The organism is Streptomyces sp. TSRI0281, from assembly GCF_001905125.1.
Taxonomy (GTDB): Bacteria; Actinomycetota; Actinomycetes; order Streptomycetales; family Streptomycetaceae; genus Streptomyces.
The window spans coordinates 70003-88311 of sequence record NZ_LWLE01000005.1 but is presented as its reverse complement, the minus strand read 5'-3'; the positions used below and the strand labels follow the sequence as shown (position 1 = coordinate 88311).

19 protein-coding genes and 3 pseudogenes are annotated in these 18309 nt (G+C 68.3%); 8 read left to right on the top strand and 14 right to left on the bottom strand.

Going from position 1 to position 18309, the window contains the following annotated elements; genetic code table 11:
• Nucleotides 1-47 precede the first annotated feature (47 nt).
• Nucleotides 48-1049: pseudogene (locus A6A29_RS47995) on the top strand (MMPL family transporter); the annotation flags it as partial.
• 128 nt (nucleotides 1050-1177) lie between these two features.
• Here A6A29_RS47995 and A6A29_RS11935 read toward each other — a convergent pair.
• Nucleotides 1178-2167 (bottom strand): GlxA family transcriptional regulator, encoded by a 990-nt coding sequence (locus A6A29_RS11935; RefSeq protein ID WP_241838428.1) that lies wholly within the window; start codon nucleotides 2165-2167, stop codon nucleotides 1178-1180.
• Nucleotides 2168-2288: 121 nt separating this feature from the next.
• Between A6A29_RS11935 and A6A29_RS11930 the strand changes: the two genes are divergently transcribed.
• Nucleotides 2289-3110, top strand: a complete 822-nt coding sequence (locus A6A29_RS11930; protein ID WP_073720142.1) for a dienelactone hydrolase family protein — start codon at nucleotides 2289-2291, stop codon at nucleotides 3108-3110.
• Nucleotides 3111-3543: 433 nt separating this feature from the next.
• The gene (locus tag A6A29_RS46405; protein WP_241838427.1) at nucleotides 3544-4023 is read left to right on the top strand and encodes an N-acetylmuramoyl-L-alanine amidase; all 480 of its coding nucleotides are present in this window, start codon (nucleotides 3544-3546) and stop codon (nucleotides 4021-4023) included.
• A 57-nt stretch (nucleotides 4024-4080) separates the two neighbouring features.
• Here A6A29_RS46405 and A6A29_RS43880 read toward each other — a convergent pair whose 3' ends face one another.
• From A6A29_RS43880 to A6A29_RS11895, 6 genes and pseudogenes are all read right to left on the bottom strand, one after another.
• On the bottom strand, nucleotides 4081-4530 hold the full coding sequence (locus A6A29_RS43880; RefSeq protein ID WP_107468194.1) for an SMI1/KNR4 family protein: 450 nt from the start codon (nucleotides 4528-4530) through the stop codon (nucleotides 4081-4083).
• A 62-nt stretch (nucleotides 4531-4592) separates the two neighbouring features.
• Nucleotides 4593-4892, bottom strand: a pseudogene (locus tag A6A29_RS11910) (SUKH-3 domain-containing protein); the annotation flags it as partial.
• Between the two features lie 112 nt (nucleotides 4893-5004).
• Complete coding sequence (locus A6A29_RS45210) at nucleotides 5005-5175, bottom strand: hypothetical protein (RefSeq protein WP_158074386.1); 171 nt, start codon at nucleotides 5173-5175, stop codon at nucleotides 5005-5007.
• Nucleotides 5172-5495: a YwqJ-related putative deaminase gene (locus A6A29_RS11905; protein ID WP_073720015.1), complete on the bottom strand. Its 324-nt coding sequence runs from the start codon at nucleotides 5493-5495 to the stop codon at nucleotides 5172-5174. Before A6A29_RS11905 ends, A6A29_RS45210 begins: the two co-directional genes overlap by 4 nt.
• Before the next feature lie 132 nt (nucleotides 5496-5627).
• Complete coding sequence (locus A6A29_RS11900; RefSeq protein ID WP_073720014.1) at nucleotides 5628-6635, bottom strand: HNH endonuclease; 1008 nt, start codon at nucleotides 6633-6635, stop codon at nucleotides 5628-5630.
• A 138-nt stretch (nucleotides 6636-6773) separates the two neighbouring features.
• Nucleotides 6774-7373, bottom strand: a complete 600-nt coding sequence (locus A6A29_RS11895; RefSeq protein ID WP_073720013.1) for a hypothetical protein — start codon at nucleotides 7371-7373, stop codon at nucleotides 6774-6776.
• Nucleotides 7374-7450: 77 nt separating this feature from the next.
• Between A6A29_RS11895 and A6A29_RS11890 the strand changes: the two genes are divergently transcribed.
• Nucleotides 7451-8278 (top strand): alpha/beta fold hydrolase, encoded by an 828-nt coding sequence (locus A6A29_RS11890; protein WP_073720012.1) that lies wholly within the window; start codon nucleotides 7451-7453, stop codon nucleotides 8276-8278.
• Nucleotides 8279-8506: 228 nt separating this feature from the next.
• Here the strand turns inward: A6A29_RS11890 and A6A29_RS11885 are convergent, their stop codons facing one another.
• From A6A29_RS11885 to A6A29_RS11875, 3 genes and pseudogenes are all read right to left on the bottom strand, one after another.
• Complete coding sequence (locus A6A29_RS11885; RefSeq protein ID WP_073720011.1) at nucleotides 8507-8926, bottom strand: nuclear transport factor 2 family protein; 420 nt, start codon at nucleotides 8924-8926, stop codon at nucleotides 8507-8509.
• A gap of 211 nt (nucleotides 8927-9137) precedes the next feature.
• Nucleotides 9138-9503, bottom strand: a pseudogene (locus A6A29_RS11880) (VOC family protein); the annotation flags it as partial.
• Nucleotides 9504-9534: 31 nt separating this feature from the next.
• A complete protein-coding gene (locus tag A6A29_RS11875; protein ID WP_073720010.1) occupies nucleotides 9535-10152 on the bottom strand; it encodes a TOPRIM nucleotidyl transferase/hydrolase domain-containing protein in 618 nt (205 codons plus the stop codon).
• Between the two features lie 443 nt (nucleotides 10153-10595).
• On the opposite strand from A6A29_RS11875, the gene A6A29_RS11870 reads away from it, so the two are divergent.
• A complete protein-coding gene (locus tag A6A29_RS11870; protein ID WP_073720009.1) occupies nucleotides 10596-11036 on the top strand; it encodes a pyridoxamine 5'-phosphate oxidase family protein in 441 nt (146 codons plus the stop codon).
• Here the strand turns inward: A6A29_RS11870 and A6A29_RS44730 are convergent.
• Nucleotides 11011-11301, bottom strand: coding sequence for a hypothetical protein (locus A6A29_RS44730; RefSeq protein WP_143196977.1), 291 nt, complete (start codon nucleotides 11299-11301; stop codon nucleotides 11011-11013). The genes A6A29_RS11870 and A6A29_RS44730 overlap by 26 nt on opposite strands.
• Before the next feature lie 433 nt (nucleotides 11302-11734).
• Nucleotides 11735-12388 (bottom strand): TetR/AcrR family transcriptional regulator, encoded by a 654-nt coding sequence (locus tag A6A29_RS11865; protein ID WP_073720008.1) that lies wholly within the window; start codon nucleotides 12386-12388, stop codon nucleotides 11735-11737.
• Between the two features lie 201 nt (nucleotides 12389-12589).
• Between A6A29_RS11865 and A6A29_RS11860 the strand changes: the two genes are divergently transcribed.
• Nucleotides 12590-13234, top strand: coding sequence for an SRPBCC family protein (locus tag A6A29_RS11860; protein ID WP_073720007.1), 645 nt, complete (start codon nucleotides 12590-12592; stop codon nucleotides 13232-13234).
• 307 nt (nucleotides 13235-13541) lie between these two features.
• On the opposite strand, the gene A6A29_RS11855 is transcribed toward A6A29_RS11860, so the two are convergent.
• Complete coding sequence (locus A6A29_RS11855) at nucleotides 13542-14291, bottom strand: dienelactone hydrolase family protein (protein WP_073720006.1); 750 nt, start codon at nucleotides 14289-14291, stop codon at nucleotides 13542-13544.
• Between the two features lie 710 nt (nucleotides 14292-15001).
• On the opposite strand from A6A29_RS11855, the gene A6A29_RS11850 reads away from it, so the two are divergent.
• Nucleotides 15002-15226, top strand: coding sequence for a hypothetical protein (locus tag A6A29_RS11850; RefSeq protein WP_073720005.1), 225 nt, complete (start codon nucleotides 15002-15004; stop codon nucleotides 15224-15226).
• A 627-nt stretch (nucleotides 15227-15853) separates the two neighbouring features.
• Here the strand turns inward: A6A29_RS11850 and A6A29_RS11845 are convergent.
• Nucleotides 15854-16639, bottom strand: a complete 786-nt coding sequence (locus A6A29_RS11845; protein WP_073720004.1) for an SAM-dependent methyltransferase — start codon at nucleotides 16637-16639, stop codon at nucleotides 15854-15856.
• Between the two features lie 624 nt (nucleotides 16640-17263).
• On the opposite strand from A6A29_RS11845, the gene A6A29_RS11840 reads away from it, so the two are divergent.
• Nucleotides 17264-17890 carry a hypothetical protein gene (locus A6A29_RS11840; RefSeq protein WP_073720003.1) on the top strand — a complete coding sequence of 209 codons (627 nt, stop codon included), beginning with the start codon at nucleotides 17264-17266 and terminating at the stop codon, nucleotides 17888-17890.
• Nucleotides 17891-18309: the final 419 nt, after the last annotated feature.

The window sequence follows — 18309 nt, the reverse complement described above, 5'->3', positions numbered from 1 at the left end:
CTTTGCTCGGTTCCGTTGGCTGTCTCCTACGGAATTGAGCTGTGATCATGGCTGTTCTTCTCCATCGCTGGGGGGCGTTCGCGGTGCGGCGCTGCCGGGCGGTCTTGACCGTGTGGCTGCTCGCGGTCGTCGCGATCGTTGCTCTGGGAGTCACGTTCGCGGGTGGCTTCGAGACCAAGTCGGATATTCCGGGGTCGGCTGCACAGAGCGCCCTGGAGAAGATGGACCACCACTTCGGTGCCTCGGACCGGCAGAGCGCGCAGATCGCCTTCGAGGCGCCCCCCGGCACGTCGTTCAAGGACCCCGCGAAGGCCGCCGCGCTGAAGCGCTCTCTCACTGCGGCGGAGACGGTTCCGGGTGTGTCGTCGGTCAGTGATCCGATGGCCGGCAGGACGGTGACGCCGGATGCGAGGACGGCGGTCGCTCAGGTCGAATTCACCGTGGCCGCGGACGAGGATGTCCGCGAGGCCGACCTTGCCGCTCTGAAGGACACCGCGACCGGCAGCCGGGCCGCGGGAATCGACGTGGCGTTCGGTGGCGACGCGTACAAGGAGCCGGCCGCGCTCGTGGGGCCGATGGAGGGGGTCGGGGTGCTGGTTGCCCTCGCGGTTCTCGCCATCACGTTCGGTTCTCTGCTGTCGGCGGGGATGCCTCTGGTGACCGCGTTGACCGCGGTCGTGGCGAGTATGGCCGGGCTGATGGGCCTGTCCTCGGTGGTGGGGGTCTCCGACAAGGCGCCGACGCCGGCGATCATGCTGGGGCCGGCGGTCGGGATCGACTACGCACTGTTCATCGTGTCGCGTCATCGTTCGGAGCTGGCGCAGGGACACAGCGCGCGGGAGGCCGCTGCGCGGGCGACCGCCACGGCCGGCGGCGCTGTGGCGTTCGCCGGTCTGACGGTGATCATCGCGCTGGCCGGACTGACCGTCGTAGGGGTTCCCGTTCTCACCTCCATGGGGTTGAGTGCGGCGGCCGCGGTGGCCGTCGCGGTGGCGATGTCTCTCGGACTGCTCCCGGCCCTGCTGGCCGTCGTGGGGGAGAGGCTGCGCCCGCGGCCGGGCTCCCGGACCGCACGGAGCATGAGCAGGGCGGACGATTCCCGGGCCCGGCCTCCGATGGGTGCGCGCAGCCGAGCGGATATCGAGGAGGAGGGGCCTGTTGCTGTCGCGGGCAGCTCTCATGTATCCGTGCGGCGAGTTGCCCCGTGGGGCTCGCGGCGACGACGGAACATCGCGCGGTACTCCCTCGGCCGCCGGCCCGTGTGTCTGGCAAAGATGCCGCTGAACGCGCCGGGGTCGCCGTACCCGACAGCGGCGGCGATGCTCGCGACGGTCCTGTCGGTCGTCTCCAGCCAGTGCCTGGCTCGACGCACCCGGGCCGTCTGCAGGTACGTGAGCGGCGTCTCGCCCGCTTCGTCGCGGAAGCGACGGAGCATGGTTCGCGTGCTCACGTGGAATTCCTGGGCGAGGGCGGGCAGGTCATAGCGAGCACCCAGGTTCTGGTCGAGCCACCGCTTGACGCTGAGCGAGAACTCCCTTCCCACAGTGGGTATGAGCCCCGAGTCGACATAGGGAGCCTGCGTGGAGCGCGCATCGTCGACAAGCGCGATGCGCGCGGTGCTGCGGGCGACACGGGGGCCGTCGTGCTCACGGATGAACCGCAGCGCGAAGTCGTACATGGCGCTGAAGGCCGCCGTGGTCGTCACCCCGCCGTCGGTCACGACCAAGCTCTCCGGGCGGAGGCGCACGTCCGGGTACCGGCGGGCGAACCGATCCGCGAACAACCAGGACGTGGTCGCCTCGCGCCCGCCGAGCAGCCCGGCTTCAGCGATCAGGAAGGCACCCACACAGAGCGATACGACGGCGGTTCCCGAAGCCGCCTGCGATCGGATCGATGACACTTCCGGTCCCAGATCCGCGAGTGTCGCGTCCAGATCGAGCGTGGGCGAAAGCTCGAAGCCCGGCACGATCAGGACGTCCACCGGACGAACCGCCGAGACATCGATGAGCGAGCCGCCGGACGCGATCACTCGCCGCCGGGGCGAGACGACCGAGACCTCGTAGGCCGGCTCGACCGCCCCTTGTGCCGCGGCGACGTGCGTGGCCATCACCAGGAGGTCGGGGACTCCGAATACCTCCGACGCGAAGCAGCCGGGATAGGCCAGCACACCGACTCGCAGCGGACTCATACGACCCCTCCGGCGTCCGTGAACGGATGGCGATATTACCGGGATACATGGCGATGCCGCCGCTTCTCAAGGGGTGCTGCCACTCATCATGATCTCGGTCATGACCATCATGCGAGGACAGAACGACCCCTTGGACGACTTCTCGCGGAGAACCGTCGGCGTCGATGACGTCGACAAGACCGTGTACGTCGCCGGGTCAGGACCGGCAGTCGTCCTTCTGCCCGAGATGCCGGGTATCAGCCCCGACGTCGCGCGGTTCGCCCGGTGGGTGCGCGATGCCGGCTTCTCCGTGTACCTGCCGTCCCTCTTCGGCGTCGACGGTGCCTATCCGCTGGCCGAGGCACACGAGACGGTGGTCCGACGCGCGTGTGTCAGCGCCGAGTTCCGGGCGTTCGCCGGTGGAGGCACCAGCCCCGTCGTCACCTGGCTGCGCGGCCTCGCCCGCCTGGCACACGCCGAGCGCGGCGGGCCCGGTGTCGGTGCCGTCGGCCTGTGCTTCACCGGCAACTTCGCCTTGACCATGGCGCTCGAACCCGCTGTCATCGCACCAGTGGTCAACCATCCGTCGCTTCCGCTCGACGACGCGGGCGGTCTGGAGATCAGCGACGAAGACGCCGTGGCCGTGGCGGAACGCGTGGAGCGAGACGGATTGAAGGTCCTCGCCTACCGCTTCGACAACGACAGATGGTGCACCGGCCAGCGGTTCGCTGCCTACCGAGCGCTCCTCGGGGACGCGTTCGACGGCCGCGTACTCAAAGCCGAGACGGCGAACACGGACCCTCCGCCCTTCTTCCGCGACGTCGTCGGCTGCGCCCACAGCGTCGTCACGGCACACCTCGTCGACGAGGAAGGCCACCCCACCGTGCAAGCCCGGAACGAGATCATCGACTTCCTGGCCGAGCGCCTCAGGGCTGTCCCGTAGGGACGGGGCCGCAATGAATCCTCGGCCGGACACCTCGTCCTCGGTGGACTGTCGGCTCGGTACGGGCAGGACCGCGTAGATCCCACCGAGCGCCCAGTTCGGCCGCGCTGTTGCCGTTTCATCACATGGCCATGGAGTGGTGATCGCATTCACGGGTCATGTTGGACGGCATGCCCACCCCTTGCAACAGCCGAACTGTGCCCGGCGAGCCGACATGGAGGTACCGGTGACGCGGAGGCGCCGACGACCCACCCGGCGCGGCGTGTTCATCCTCGGGGGAGGGGTTCTCCTCGCTCCGGTGTCAGCGATTGTCCTCCGCAGGGAGGGGCAGTCCGCCCGGCAGGCCCCGGAGGCCCCGGGGGAACGCGGCGTCCAGCAGCCCCGTGCCGCGGCGGCGCCCCCCGCTTCCCCGCCGCCCGGATGGATGCCCGGCGTGGCCCAGAAGCCGATCGGCGCGAACTTCAGCCGGGGCGGGCGGGAGGGGCAACGGGGGCTGATATTGCACGTACAGGAGGGCGAGGGTTCGCTGTTCGAGCGGTTCTCCGACCCCGCGACGAAGAGTTCAGCCCATTTCTGGGTGTCCCGGGCGGGCGAGATCGAGCAGTACGTATCGGTCCACCACCGCTCCTGGACACAGCGCGCGGGCAATGTCGAATGGGTGTCGATGGAGACCTCGGGCTTTGTCGGCAAACCGCTCACCACGGCGCAGGTCGACGCCGTGGCACGCGTCTACGCCTGGGGTGTCCGTGAGCACGGCTGGCCTCTTGAGGTGACGGACTCCCCGAAGGGGCGGGGCCTGGGCACCCATGCCATGGGCGGAAGCGCCTGGGGCGGGCACGCCTGCCCCGGCACGATACGGGCGCGGCAGCGCGAAGTCGTCATGCGGCGGGTGCGGCTGTCTCAGCAGACCTGATGATCGCCATGTGCGGGCCGCGCCCGTCTGCGGCGGCGTTCGGCCGGTCGTACGTCGTCACGGTGCCGGAAGCGGGTCGGGGTCCGGAGAATCCTCGTCCGTGCGCCACATGCCGAGGAAAGCGGTGAAGGTATCGGCCACTCCCTCGGGTCCGTCGGCCGGAGGGGTATCGGGAAGGTAGACGCCGTCCTCGGTGAAGTCGGATTCGCCCCGATGCCAGATCGACCCGAGCCCCGGCTCGGTCACCTTGATCAGGATCGCGCCGGTGAACAGCCGCATGATCGGCAGGTAGTCCCACGACAGGTCGCCCCGGCCGAACGCGTGCGCGTAGAGGAGCTCCGTGTGTACGTTCCCGCCGGTCCGACAGCCGTAGAGGTCGTCCTCGACGTGGTATTCGAACTCCGACAGGACGGCATCGAGCGGGAACTCGGCGCCGTTGGTGCGGCCCAGCCACGCTCGGTACTCCGCCGGGAGCGGGACTCGGAGCTGCGCTTCGAGCTCGCACAGAGCTTCCTCGGCAAGGGACCCCCGAGGAGTTGGGTTCGATGAACATCAGGACTCCCGGACGGTCATTCGGGTTTTGCTGTCATCACGAAGTCGAGCGGCGCGTTCGGGCCGCCGTCGACCACCTGCCGGCGGGCCTTGTCGCGGGCCTCGGCCTCGTCGATCGGCCGCGCCGGCAACGGGGCCCGAGCCGGCGTCAGGTCCAGGCGCACCGGCCGGTGGCCCTCGATCAGCGAGATCAGCGCCCCGTCGAAGGTGTCCGCCACCTTCCACAGGTCGCCCCACCACAGGTAGACCGCGCCGAGCGGGTCCATTGCCAGTCGGCCCCGGCCCAGGTCGAATTCGCCGATCGGGGCGAGGGGCCGACCGAGTGCCGTTCCCTAGGCCGCGAGCACATCACCCGCGTACAGGCCGACCAGCGGTCGATCCGGAACGGCATCCGCGACATGTCGGTCCCCGGACCGTACTGGTGCACCGTCATGCCGCCGAATCCCGCAGCGCCGTCATCGCGCTCGGCGGCAGGTCGATCCCCGCTGCGCCCAATGCCCGGTACCAGCACAGGAATTCGTCCTCGGGGATGCGGATGCCGTCGTGCCAACCGGTCGCGGTCAGAGCCTCGATGACGCCCTTGGGGAAACGGTTGCTCATGATGCCGACACCCCCGGGCCCCCGACCCCGAGGGCGGCCGGCGCGGGCGCGCAGGACGAGCACGGCGGGATCGGCCGTTCATGGACGGGGTCGTTCGGCTCGCGGAGCGGCATCGCCGAGACGACCGCGCCGCGCAGCAGCTGCCGCATGTGGTCGAGTACCGCGTTCTCGTCGCTCCCGTACGCGCCCTCGGCGGCGAGTGATGCCTCCGCCTCCACGGCCACCTGTGACAGCAACAGGGCCTCGGGGCGACGCCCGTGGAACACCGAGCGCATCGCGGGCCCGGTGCGGTCGAGCAGCGCCGAGACGGTGGGGTGCAACGTCCACCGTCGTGGTGTGCGCGCTCACCACCGTCACGGTCCCGGTGCCCGCACGTCGCAGAGCCGCGCCGACACCGGGCGGCATGCGATGGTCGAACACGGTTGTCCGTCCGCTCCCTTCGTGGTGCGGCGCTACGCGCGCAGATCGGCCGGCAGTCCGGCGCCGGCGTTGTCGAGGGTGACCGGGTGGAAGAAGCCACCGGAGACCGCCGACCGGGAGATCTCCTCCAGTCGGGCGGGAACCTCGATCAGCTCGTCCCCCAGCAGTGTGAAGATGTCGTCGGCCAGGTACTCCAACCGCGACACGCCGATCTCCGGGGTGTCGCCCTGCTGCGTCCTGCGGTCGTCGTTGTCCCAGTACAGGATCGAACCGGGTTCGGTGCCCCGGGTCTTCAGCACCAGCGCGCCGCCCTGGACCCACGCGATCGGCAGGTACTCGGCCGTCAGACGGTCGGCCATCATCACCGCGTTGTCGAGCAGGTCGTAGGGGTCCGGGTCTCCGTAGAGGTTGAAGAACTGCTGGTCGAGGACGAACCCGAGATCGGGATGCACGATCGCGTGCTCCGGCGGACCGCCGCCGTTCTCGATCATGAAGGTGCGGTAGCTCTCCGGGAGCCGGTGCTCCAGGTATTTGCTCTCCAGGTGACTCAGGTCGCCGTCGCTCAAGCCGCTCCCGGTGCGCATCACGGCCGGAACGCGTGGCTGCGCCACCGGGCTCCACAGCCCCGTCCTGGCACGGTTGGCCCGCATGGTGGCCACGCCGCCGTGGTGGACCATGTTGTTCTTGACGTCGACCGGGAGCAGCAGGAACCGGCGCTCCAGCGGATCGTGATGCCAGGTCCAGCCGCGCGGCGTGGCCGTCTCCGGGGCATTCGCGTACAGCGGGTCGCCGGTTCCGGCCGCGGCGATGTTCGAGGCGAGCACATCGGTGACCCTGGCCTCGTCGATGCCCAGGCCGGGCGGCATCGGACCGCTCTCGATCACGATCCGGGCGTACGGCAGGAAGTCCGGAAAGCCCAGGAGCCCGACGTACAAGCCGTCCGGGTACTCGCGGCTGCGTTGGGTGAGCGCGAAATCAACGACTCCACCCGCGAATTCGGAGGTCGGCGACCCGACGGCCTCGGTACCGGATTCGGTCATCTGTCGCTCGTCTCCTTGGCGTTGACGGGGATCCGCAACTCAACTGTCCCACGAGGGTGGTTCGGGCCGGACCGCCGCAATGACGCCGGACGTGGGACCTGTCTCTTTGACGTTGCTCGCTCGTGAGACCTCAGGGACTCAGGGGGCGTTCCTGAGCTGTTCGCGCTGGATCTGGCAAGCGAGGGCGCGACGCACAGAGGCTGATGCGGTGGCGGTGACCTTCGCGGGGATGTCGAGGCCGCGGCTGATCTCGTCGTACGCCTTTCGGTAGCTGCCGGACATCTCTGCCCGGTGAAGCATCAGGTCCTCTTCGACGAGGCGGCGCAGCTCGTCGACGTTCCGGGGTGTGAAGCGCTTCTTCCCCCTGGCGATGGCGTTGACGTAGTGGGCGCTGCGGGCGGAGCCGAAGGTCTCGGAGATTTCTTCGGCGAGGCCCCACAGACGTCCTTCGAGCCACGGCGCGTCGCGCTGATCGAGGGAGAGCCGTGCCGGAGGCAGCGGGTCGCCCGCCCGGTATTTCGTCACCTGCTTCGACACGGCGGGCTGACTCATACCGGTGAGCCGGGCGATCCTGTCCTGGGTCCAGCCGAATCCGGCGAAGATTTTGATCATTTCGGCACGCAGTTTCCGCATCTCCTCACCTGCGCGGATGACCTCGTTCATGTCGGCGAGCATCCGCTCGGCCTGTGCCTCGGTCAGCGCCTCGGGGGTCTGGTGCGTGTTCTCTTCGGCTGCCATGACCCGGTTATACACTCCGGACGTCCACCGCCATAACTGGGTTGTACAACGTGGTTATGGCTGTCAGGATCCTCGGCATGCCCACCTTCTCCGCATATGACGGAACCCAGCTCTCCTACCGCGTACACGGAGACGGCGACCCGGTCGTCTGTATCCCGGGCGGTCCCGCCGACTCTCTCAATCTCGGCGAACTCGGCGGTCTGTCCATGCATCGTCAACTCGTTGTCCTGGACCTGCGCGGCACCGGTCAGTCAGCCATTCCCCAGGACCCCGCCTCCTACCGTTGCGACCGCCTTGTCGACGACGTCCAGGCGCTGCGCGAACACCTCGGTCTCTCCAGGATCGATCTGCTCGGCCACTCCGCCGGCGCGAACATCGCGACGCAGTTCGTGGCCCGATACCCGAAGAACGTCGGCAAGCTCGCCCTGATCGGCCCTGGAACCCGAGCTGTCGGTGTAGCGATCACCGGGGAGACGCGCCGCGAGCTCGCGGCGCGGCGGAAGAACGAGCCGTGGTTCCCGGAGGCGTTCGCCGCGTTGGAAGCGATCACCCAAGGTACCGGCAGCAACTGGGAGGCCATTGCCCCCTTCTTCTGCGGCCGGTGGGATGCCGCGGCGCAGAAGCACCAGGCGGCCGGCCGGCCGAGAAACAGCGAGGCCGTCGCTGTCTTCGCGGCCGAAGGCGCCTTCAGCCCGGAGACCACTCGGGCGATGCTCACCGCCTGCGAGGCTCCCGTCCTGCTGCTCGGCGGAGAGTTCGACTTGAACAGCCCTCCTCGGACGGTGGCCGAGTTCGCGGCACTGTTCCCCGATGCCACGCTCGTGGTGCAGCCAGGGGCGGGTCACTACCCCTGGCTCGACGACGCGAACCAGTTCGTGGCGACCACTGCGGCGTTCCTGGGATGAGGACCTTGGCCCACCGTCGGTTGGAGGAGGGGCAACCCCTCTGCGGCTCGGCCAGTTCTTCGGACAGCGCGGCCCGCCTCGCCGCAGCGCCTCGTCGGGCCGCCCGCATGTCGAGGGGCTTTGGCCCGTCCGCCCGAATTCGCGTCCTCCTCGCCGGAGGCATGCAGGCCTCGGGCGCGTTGCCTCGTCAGGAACGATGTACGCAGCCTCGCGCGGTGGGCCACGTCGTCAGGGAGCACACGCTTCCGCGATCGACAGGCTGTTCTCGTACAGGTGGTGCCGGGTGATCCGACCGCCCTCGACGGTGAGGCGCAGCGCGAAGGGGCCCGCGAAGGACTTGCCCGTCGTGCGGACGGTCCCCGAGAGGTGCCCCATCAGGACGGCCTCGGTGCCGTCGACAAGGAAGGTGCTGACGGACGCGCGGGCGTCCTCGGCCACGGTGTACTCGGCCAACTCCACGGACTGAGCGGCACATTCGGCGGCCGTGGAGCGCGGTCGGATCCAAGGAACCGTGGGGTTCTCGGCGAGCAGCCAGTCGACATCGTCGGCGAAGAGCGCGGTGAGCCCCTCGGTGTCCCCGGCGAGGCGGAGGGAGAGGAACCTCTGAACGGTGGCGCGGGTGGCGTCTGCGGTGGTGGTGTGCGTCATGGTGGTAAGCCTGACAGGGCCCTGCTGAGGCGTCGATTACGTCGGGGGTAATGCGAGCGGGGGGCAGCGGTCCATCACCGCTCGCCCGGCACCTTCTGAGCTTGTTCCCCACCCCTGAACCGCTGCAGAGCGATGGTCGTGTACGTCGGTGAGCCGAGCGAGCACGCATCTCCCCGCCATGAGGAGGGTCGCTGCCTCCGGGGCGGTCGCGTTACGGAGCGGTCAACACACAGAACTCACGGCCGTCGGGATCAGCCATTGTCACCTGGCCGCCTTTGCCCCGGCCGAGGTCGACGCGAGTCGCCCCGAGGGAGACGAGACGGTCGACCTCCGCTTGTTGATCACCGTGGTCAGAGGGAGCGAGGTCGAAATGCAGCCGGCCCTTGCCTGCCCCCGGCATCAGTGGCGGAACGCCCCAGGCGAACTTCGGACCGCCGTGCGGCGAGCGGATCGCGGTCTCCTGGTCCTGGTCCCAGACCAACGGCCATCCCAGCGCCCGGCTCCAGAAGTATCCGACGTCCTGCGAACCGTCGCACGCAAGCGCTCCGATGAAGCCGCAGTCGGCAAGGAAGCTGTTGCGGCCACCACAGCCCTCCTCGTCCACCCATTCACAGGCTCATGAGGAGGTCATCGAGGGAGGCCGGTACCTGTCCGGGGTCGAGGGCCTCGACCAGGAGGCGGCCGTAGCGGATCTTGCGGCCTTTCTTCGTGCCGAGGAAGCGCCGCAACTGCTGCTCCCGGGGACGGCCCTGGTGCGCGGGCTGGTGCTGGAAGGTCTGCCAGGCGCGGAAGTCGCCCTCGGCCCGGATGACCTCCGCGACCCTCGCGGTGCCCAACGCGCGGATGAGCTCGTCCTCCAGATCCGACGCACACACGAAGATGTCCCGGTGTGGCGCCCGTGCCCGCTGTATGCCGCGGTCGAAGAAGCGCTGTTCGCCCTCGTCGCACAGGCCTACCAGACGCAGCCCGAGGCCGGGCGGCCCGAGGAGGCCGGCGTAGCGGCCGACGCTCATCGCCCCGCCCATCGACACGACGCACACCCCCTCGGCGGCCAGGTCCCGGCCACGCCGTGCGGCCAGTGTCTCGACGGCCGCGAGGTCACTCAGCCCTTCCACCAGTACCGCCGTCCGTATCCCCAGTCCCACAGCCAGATCGCTCGCCGGCCTGCCGGGACCACCGGCGGCCCAGCCACTGACCGCGTCCCGGAACGCCCGTATCTCCGCCATGGAACGATTCTGTACCTCCACCGACTTGCACGGCACAGGATTATTCGAGGGCCTCGTCCGACACGACCGCCGCCCTCGTCCGCGTGGCGAGCTTCGCCTCCCACCTCGTCCTCCGGCTTCCGGCCCCCCCCACACGGCTCTTGACCTGTGTCGATGGATCTGAGCCACCGCAGTTCTCCGACCAGCCGTGGCTCAGATCGAGCGAGTCGTAGTGGCTGTGGTTGTCTCGGCCAACCCGGGCAGTCAAGAGCCAAGTTGCCCTTCGGGGGGTCACCGCTGGCGACGACTGCGATCCCCGCCAGGGACAACGTCACGGCACTCTCCACCTCCCTGGGGTGTCGGGGCGTCAGGTCGTGTCACAGCCTGACTCGTCTTCCGTGCTGCTGTGGTCCTAGGTCGGAGGTCGGTAGGCAAGAGACGTGTGGTACCACACGATTGGAGCTGTGACCTCTCACAGTTTCGATGTGGACGCGTTCCTGCAGCAGCCGCTCACCGCTCGCCTTGCCACCAGTGGGCCCACGGTGCGCCCTCTCTGGTTCCTGTGGGAGGACGGCGCATTCTGGGTGCTGACGGGCCCGTGGACCCGGTTGTTCGACCGTGTGAAGAACGACCCGAATGTCGCGCTCGTGGTGGACGAATGCGATCTCGTGACGGGACGCGTTCAGCAGGTGATCGCCCGGGGGAAGGCTGAGCTTGTGCCGTTCGATGTGCCAAGAGGCCGACGTAAGCTGTCCCGCTATCTGGGAGCGGACGAGACCCTGTGGGATGAACGGTTCGTGGCCTATCTGTATGACGATCCGAGCGAACGAGGCACGACATGGCTGCGTTTGACGCCCGCCTCGCTCACGGTCAGCGACCTCAGCTATTCCGTCGCTCCGTCCTGAGACCGATGACACCGGCTGGGGTGAGAGACCTTACTCCCGCCGCAGACTCGTTCCGGTGTTTGGCTTGCTCGATCGCCGAGGGCGCCACTGCCTCGATGGTGTGCGCGATCACGCGGAGTTGATGGAGGAACCAGGGCTTGGCGGTGGTGCGAAGGGAACTCTCGTTGGCGAGCCGCCGGATGAATTCGGCGTGGAAGGCACGGAAGTCCTCATCAGCGCCGGAGAGGGCCAGGCCGCGCCGGTGCGGAGCTGCGTAGAACACCATGGCTTTGACGATCTCGGGATGGATCCCCGCGTAGCGCTCGGGGACCCACGGACGGATGGTGCGGGGCGCGCGGGGCTGGAGCCGGGCGAGTCGCTGTGCGAGGTCGCTGAACCGGTAGCCGTGTTGGAGGAGGGGCCCAGAAGCGGGAGGTCTGTTCGTAGCAGATGTTGATCACGTTGGGGCCGTAGAGGCGAAGGAGCCGGTAGTGGCGCTTCCGGGCAGCGACGATCTCCGGTAGATCGGACAGGTCGGCTCTGGCCCGAGTGCAGCCCGGCGGTGGTGGTGGAGAGGGGCCTGTGCCTGGTGCTCTGTCCGTTCAAACGCCTCGGTATCCAAACGAGACAGGAGTTGGCCTCCGCCCGCTGACTCGGCGCATCTTCTCCCGCCCCATCGGGCTCCGGGCCGGATCGGGGGCGTTGCGCGGCGTGCGGCGTCAGGATCGGGGTGCCAGCAGGTCGGCCAGTTCGGCTGCGAAGAGAAGGGCGGGGTCGAGGTCCATGCCGGCGAAGTGGCCGGCGAGTTCCAACGACAGGACGCCGTGCATACGGGTCCAGAAGGTCAGGAACCGGTGAAGTGCCTCGGGCGGGGCGGGGTGGCCGGCGGCCCAGTCCCGGTGGTCCTCCAGGTAGGTACCGAAGGGTGTCGCGGCGCTGAGCGGGGCGAGCGCCGTGCATGCGTCGAGGAGGGTCGTCATGATCTCGGAGGAGATGGCGGTGGTGTCCGCGGGCGCACGGTAGCCGGGTATGGGGGTGCCGTAGACGAGGAAGTACCGCTGAGGGTCCGCCAGGGCCCAGCCGCGCAGGGCGTGTGCCAGCCCGGCCAGGTCGACGCCATCGGCGAAGGCCGTACGGAGGGTCTCGGCGAGGCTTCGGTACGCCTCCCGGACGAGTTCGGTGATCAGATCATCACGGCTGGCGAAGTAGCGGTAGAGCGCCGGTCCGCTCATGCCCATCTGCTTGGCGATCGCGTTCAGGGAGAGCGCGGAGGCCCCGGCCGTGGCGATCTGCTCCCAGGCGCGTTCTGTGATCTCCGCCCGCACCTGGGCCCGGTAGCGCTCCCGCGGGGTGCTCGCGCCCGTCGTCGCCATGGTCTGCCACCGTTCCCATCCATCCGGCTACAACCTCAAGGGTTGGTTAGAAGTTATCACGCAGCCCATTGACCCGCCGATCCGCAAAACGTTATAACCATTAACGAACGCGTGAGCCTCTATCTCGGTGTGGGTGTGCGGTACAGCCGCACGCCCCGTGTGACAGGCACGCTCACGCCCCCATCGACAGAGGAGAACTCCATGTCCGGCGTCCGCAGCACCGGCATTCCAGCCGCCCTGCTCACGGTCCCGCTCGTCCTCGGCCTCCTCGGCGCCACTGCCGCGTCCGCCGGCGCCGTCGGCTCCCATGCCTCCCACCCCGGCAAGTCCCTCACCTGCCGCGGGAAGGGTGTCGACCTGGACGCTCTCGTTCGCCATCGGACCGAGATCGTGATCGACGCCCCGCTGCACACCATCTGGAAGCTGCAGACGGACGTGGAGCGCTGGCCGTCCTGGCAGACCCCCGTCGAGACCGTGGAACGGCTCGACCACGGCCCCTTCCGCAAGGGTTCGGCATTCCGGTGGACGACCCCGATACCCCCCAACCCCTCGACTCCCGCCACCGGCCTGGAGATCACCTCGACCGTCCAGCAGCTCAAGCACAACTCATGCATCCGCTGGACGGGCCCCGCGATCGGCGAAGGGCTGCATATCGACGGCGTCCACGTGTGGACCTTCACGAAGGTCGGGGGAGGCTTCCGCGTGAGCACCGAGGAGACCCACACGGGCGCTCAGGTCGACGCGGACGTTCCCACCGCGACCAAGATCCTCAGCGAGGGCCTCGAATCATGGCTGCGCGACCTGAAGTCCGCCGCCGAGGCCCACGCCCAGAACCGGCCGCACTGACCCAGGAACGCTTGCGCGCGGTGTACGCATCGACGCCGGCCGCCCGCGGGGACGGGGCGGAACGGCGACGGGGCATCGTTCCCGAGGCCGCGCCCCGTCCGGAGTGCGTCGGCGACGCTGGTCAGGTAGTCGGAAGATGCGGCCTCTCCGAGATCCGGGAGTTCGGCCTCGGCGTAGGAGCCGAGCAGTCCGTACCCCTGGCCGGGAGTGCAGTCGGCGAAGGTGCCGTAGAAGCCATATCAGCCAGTAGCGCACCGTAGCCCGCTGATCCGAACAAAAACGGCTGAGGGATCCGGAGCCGTGAGCTTCAACGGTTGGCCAGGGCGCGGTCGAGGAGGGGGAGCACGCGGTCCCAGTGGTGCTGCAGTGCGGAGGGGTTGAAGGCGTCGGTGCCGGACATGGTGAATCCGTGGACGGTGCCGGGGTAGATCTCAGAGGTGTAGCTGACGCCAGCGGCATCCAGGGCCTGGTTGAACTCGCTGATGGCCTCGGTCGACCTGTCGTTCTCGGCGAGTCCGAGGTGGACTTGGGCGGTGAGTCGGGAGACGAGGCGGTGCGGGCTGTCGGGGGCGTCGGTGACCAAGGGGGCGGGGTGGAATCCAGCGACGGCGGCCACCTGGTCGGGATGAGCCGCCGCGGTGCGCATCGCCAGGACGGCGCCCATGCAGTAGCCGATCACGGCCACCGGTCCGGCGCTGACCTCGGGCCGGCTGCTGAGGAACCTGAGATAGGCGTCGGCGTCACGCAGGGCACGTTCGGTGGTGTGCGCCTCGATCAAAGGCATCAGCTGGGCGAACACCGCAGGCCGGGTCTCTTCTCCGATGTGCTCGGGAAGCTCGATCACCGGTGCCGGGCCGTTCCGGTAGAAGAGGTTGGGGACGAGCACGTAGTACCCGTGCTCGGCAAGCTCCCGGGCCATCTCCCTCAGTACGGGCCGCACGCCAAAGGCGTCCATGTACAGCAGCACCCCTGGGTGTCGCTCGCCACCGGCGGGGTAAGCGGCGAAAGCGTCGGCCCGGCCGTCCTCGGTGGGAATCTGCAGTGTCTCGGTGGGCAAGATTTTCCTTCCTTGGGGCTGATGTCATTGCACAGCCTCTATCAGGATTGAGGTCAACCAGAGATCATCCCGGCGGTGACCTGCGACCACCGGGCGAAATCGGCGCGACCGGAGTGGCGACGATCCACACAGTCGACGTGGGGAGGCTGACCAGGTGACTCCATTCGGATCGGGCGTCCCTTCACGTCGGCTACAGCCGCAGATTATCTCCAGGTTGACTGAATCGTGATCATTCCCAGCCGCAGCGGCCTTCCGCTGGTTCCTCAAACCGCTCCTGATAGCCATGCCGCCCCGGCAGCCTGCCTCGCGTGTTGTCGAAGCGGCGAAATCATTGGCTCAGTAAATTAGTTCGGAGTAGGAATCTCCTCTTTCGTGACCAGTTGTGGCCGTGCACTGAGGGAAGTGCCTGTTTGAGGGTGTGCGGGTTCTTCCGCGCGCACGCCTTTGCCTCGCCGCCCCCGCCCTTCAACCCACCTGGTCGAAGGCCCGCCATCCCGCCGCCCTGTACACCGATGACTGAGTTGCCGTCAGGAAGGCGTACGACTCTGGCAAACCCGATCCATGCGAACGAAAAAGCCGAACCGACCGCATGACCGTCAGCGCTTCTCCGGGGGTGACCCGTCCGAGTGCATCCGGCGCCAACTGCCGTACCCGATGCCCCTTGTTGCCCGACACTTTCTCCTCCGTTACGTACCGCCCCGAGGGAGATCATGCGCACTCGCACGACTGCCGCCGCCGCACTCGCAGTGGCACTCCTGGTCACGGCTCTTACCGCCTGTACACAGTCCGAAGAGGAGGTGCGGGCCACGTGCGAGCGGGCTCTGGACAATCAGTCGACGCTCATCAATCGGCCGAAGGCATGCGAGGACGTACCCGACGAGTCCTACCGAACGCTCCTGCTGGTCTACGACCTCAAGGCGGAAGGCCTCGACTAGAGGCCGCCCGCTCACGACTCCGTGCGGGCGGCTGGTAGCTCCTCGAACGAGCTCGGTGCAGGCAGAGCTCGGCCGGGCGGTTCGGTCATGCCGCCAGGTCGGCGCGCTCGACCAGGACGCCGTTCTCGAAGCGGGCGCCCGAGGTACGCGAGGTGGGCTGCGATGGTCGCGCGCCATCGGGCCTGGGCGGACTGGACCAGCTTGAACGCCGGGCCGGGGCCGCGGCAGGGCTGCCGCCCCGCAGGTGACCTTGGTCCGCAGCTTGACCGTGGAGTACGTCGAATCGATCGCCGCGCCGGCGGCGGCCGCGCAGCGGGTCGGCCCAGGAAGAGGAGGCGGGCATGACGCCAGGCCTGACTCGGCGTCATGGGCCGGTGCTGCCTCGGCGGCCCCGGCCCATGACGCAGGCGGCATGTTGACGAGGGGGTGGAGCGTCGTGACGTCGTGTTGCAGCAGGGTCGGCGTCCGACGCGGCCGGGCCGACAGCACGCGTTCCCGGGCCAAGGGGATCCGGGGCCATGGTGGCAGTCGCACCCACTCAACCCCGAGCTCCGCGAGGTCCTCGTACTGTTGCCGGGTGAGCCGCCCCTGCTTCGGCCCGGTCGTAGATGTCGGTGCGCGGGAGGTCTACGGCTTGCGGGCGACGAGTCCCCACTGGTCGACGAGGACCGGCTCCTCGTCCGTCGGCCGCCACTGCGCGATCGATACGAAGCCCGGCTCAACCAGTTCCAGACCTTCGGCGCATCCGGTGATCTCCTCGGGCTCCCTCACCAGGTAAGGAGGGTTGTCGCCCGATGCGTACGCCTTTTCAGCGGCCAGCGTGGCGGGCGTCTTCACCGTGTCGCACAGCACGAGGTAGCTTCCCGACGGCATGCGGGACATGTACCGCTGGACCACGTCGATGCCGTCGGCCGGGGACAGGTGTCCCAGCGTCGACAGCAGCAGCACAGCCACCGGCTCCGACAGGTCCAGCGTCCCGGCGGCCGCGTCCACCACCTTGTCCGTCTCGGACAGGTTCGCCTCCACATACTCCGTCCGGCCCTCCGGAGCGCTGGTCAGCAGTGCTGCGGCGTGGACCAGGACGATCGGGTCGTTGTCCACGTAGACGATCCGCGCCTGGGGCACGATGTTCTGCGCCACCTCGTGAGTGCTGTTCTCCACCGGCAGGCCGGTTCCCACATCCAGGAACTGACGCACACCCAGCCCGGCAAGGTACCGGACCGCGCGAATCTGGAACGCACGCGATGCCCGGGCGATGTCGACCATTTGCGGGTAGGCCGCGCTGACCGCGTCGGCCAGGTCCCGGTCAACCGGGTAGTTGTCCTTCCCACCCAGCCAAGCGTTCCACACCCGTGCGGAGTGCGGCACGTCCGATCGGATCCGCCTACGGAAGTCGGCATCGTTGCTGCTCATAATTGTCTCCATACTCACCGAATTTGTAAGCCAGTTGGCCTGATCGTATCGTCGCATGACGGATTCGCCGTCCGGTAAGAGGTCTCGGTGACGGCGCGTTGCAGCTGCGGCACCACTCAGTTCGCGGCGGCCGACTATTGCGTACGTCGGACAGGGGGCGTTCGGCGCCCACCGGCCACTTCCCGGAGGACGGTCAGGTCCCGGGGCAGTTGCGCCGTCGGCTCTGTGCGGACGAAACCAGGACAGTGCTCAGGACGGAGAGCCGCTCACAGGCCTTGACTTGTCGGCAGAGAGGCGGTGGAGCACCCCCAGCAGGACGGGAGCGGTACGGCTGTTGGCGGTGAAGAAGGCACTTGGCCGTCAGTGTGAGGTCGTGTGTTCGCGTTGGTGCGAAGCCGAAGCCGAAGCCGAAGCCGAAGCCGAAGCCGAAGCCGAAGCCGAAGCCGAAGCCGAAGCCGTGTTGCTGAGCGCGTCTACCTCGACCGAGGCCGACCGATGTGCGGCTTCCGCTGTGCTCCGGAGGACTGAACGCCCTCCGCCTGCGGGCCCGGCAACCGGGGCCGTGCGCCCGATGACCAGAAGGACATCGAAGGACTGTCGTACCCGTGTCCTATTGTCGCCCGCATGACCAACAACTCCGCACCCGAACGCCTCTCCTTCGCAGAGGCCAACACTCGTCTCGTGCCGGCTCTCTCCGCCTCCTTCGAGCGCGATTACGACAACGTCCTGCTCTTCGAAGGCGATCTGGTCCTGGAGGGGGGCTTCCTCGAAGCCGTCGCCGGGATCGGAAGTCTGGACGGCGTGGACCTGGTCGTGATCACCGGCGATCTGACGGTGTCCGGTCCGATCGCGCTCTACGGGTCTCTGCCGGGGCTCTACGTCGGTGGTACCACCCGGGCCGAGACCCTGGAGGGCGGCGACTGCGAAATCTATATCCAGGAGGGCACCTTCACCCATCTGGTCTACGGCGACTACAACAACGGCATCCTGGAGACCCGCACCATCGAGACCCCATGGGTCATCAACTACGACCACGATCTCCGCGTTTCCGCTCCCGGCGCCCGCCTGGTGGACAACTATGGCGACGATGACGACGCGGACTTCGGCAGCATGAACATCGTGGAGTCGTTCGTCGCCGAGGTCGTCGACATGGAAGGCGAAAGCATCGATGTGCCGGAGTTCCTGGAACGCCTGCGAGCCGGACTGCCGGTGCTGCGCCAGGGGGCAGGCGGTGCGGCCGACGGGGCCTGAGAGGAATTCGGCCCCTGGCCCGCCGTCGACGTAGCGGTCGGCGAGCTTCTGGCATTCGTCCAGTCCGGACAGCCGTCGTGGTTGGCGTGCATGGTGTCGCATTCACGTTCGTACTGGGTGGTGAGGGCGTCCCTGCATCGTCGTGGTCATGGGCAGGTGAACCCTTTCGGTGATCTTGTCCCGTGGCTTCCTCGGCATGGAGCCAGGCATCCTGAGGGCAACCGGATCACGCATCTGACACCCGATTCAGTGATCATTCCCCGGGGCGCCGCCGCACGTATCTCCACGAGCGGCTGAGCCGAGCCGGCCGGTCGCCCGTGCCTGACAGGCCATCGCTGGGGGCGGCCGGCCGCAAGAGCGGACCCAGCACACGAGATCGGAACGCGTAGTCAGCGTCTCTTGGAATGCGGATAACCCAC

Bases quoted from the DNA above. Each gene is read 5' to 3' on its own strand.
- A6A29_RS11930 (WP_073720142.1), top strand. From the start codon at position 2,289: ATGACCATCATGCGAGGACAGAACGACCCCTTGGACGACTTCTCGCGG.
- A6A29_RS45210 (WP_158074386.1), bottom strand. From the start codon at position 5,175: ATGAGCAACCGTTTCCCCAAGGGCGTCATCGAGGCTCTGACCGCGACC.
- A6A29_RS11900 (WP_073720014.1), bottom strand. From the start codon at position 6,635: ATGACCGAATCCGGTACCGAGGCCGTCGGGTCGCCGACCTCCGAATTC.
- A6A29_RS11895 (WP_073720013.1), bottom strand. From the start codon at position 7,373: ATGGCAGCCGAAGAGAACACGCACCAGACCCCCGAGGCGCTGACCGAG.
- A6A29_RS11890 (WP_073720012.1), top strand. From the start codon at position 7,451: ATGCCCACCTTCTCCGCATATGACGGAACCCAGCTCTCCTACCGCGTA.
- A6A29_RS11885 (WP_073720011.1), bottom strand. From the start codon at position 8,926: ATGACGCACACCACCACCGCAGACGCCACCCGCGCCACCGTTCAGAGG.
- A6A29_RS11875 (WP_073720010.1), bottom strand. From the start codon at position 10,152: ATGGCGGAGATACGGGCGTTCCGGGACGCGGTCAGTGGCTGGGCCGCC.
- A6A29_RS44730 (WP_143196977.1), bottom strand. From the start codon at position 11,301: ATGGTGTTCTACGCAGCTCCGCACCGGCGCGGCCTGGCCCTCTCCGGC.
- A6A29_RS11865 (WP_073720008.1), bottom strand. From the start codon at position 12,388: ATGGCGACGACGGGCGCGAGCACCCCGCGGGAGCGCTACCGGGCCCAG.
- A6A29_RS11860 (WP_073720007.1), top strand. From the start codon at position 12,590: ATGTCCGGCGTCCGCAGCACCGGCATTCCAGCCGCCCTGCTCACGGTC.
- A6A29_RS11850 (WP_073720005.1), top strand. From the start codon at position 15,002: ATGCGCACTCGCACGACTGCCGCCGCCGCACTCGCAGTGGCACTCCTG.
- A6A29_RS11845 (WP_073720004.1), bottom strand. From the start codon at position 16,639: ATGAGCAGCAACGATGCCGACTTCCGTAGGCGGATCCGATCGGACGTG.
- A6A29_RS11840 (WP_073720003.1), top strand. From the start codon at position 17,264: ATGACCAACAACTCCGCACCCGAACGCCTCTCCTTCGCAGAGGCCAAC.